Below are 299 nucleotides of genomic sequence, written 5' to 3' on the forward strand. Positions count from 1 at the left end.
GCTCCGCCCCCGAACCCCCGCAAGGCGGGGTCCGGGGGCCGCGGGGTCCGGAGGCTAGTCGGCCCCCGGCCGCCCCGTCAGCGGCGCCTGCTGCAGCGGCACCGGTTTGCACGCAGCAGGGGCCTCCGGGGCCGCCGCCGGTTCCTCACCCGCGGCGTCTGCCGGCGCGGACTCCGCGAGCGTCACCCGGAGTTCGTCCACCGGCGGCTCCACCACCATCACCCCGCACGCCACATCCGCATGCGCGTAAGGCAGCCTCAGCGACCCGCCCCGCGTCCAGAGCCCCGCCCCCCTCAACC

At 78.3% G+C, this 299-nt stretch carries 1 pseudogene; it reads right to left on the reverse strand.

Annotated elements, in window-relative coordinates:
- Positions 1-54: 54 nt before the first annotated feature.
- Positions 55-299, reverse strand: a pseudogene (locus tag J0695_RS40760) (hypothetical protein); the annotation flags it as partial.

This window comes from Streptomyces beijiangensis, from assembly GCF_017315755.1.
Classification (GTDB): domain Bacteria; phylum Actinomycetota; class Actinomycetes; order Streptomycetales; family Streptomycetaceae; genus Streptomyces; species Streptomyces beijiangensis.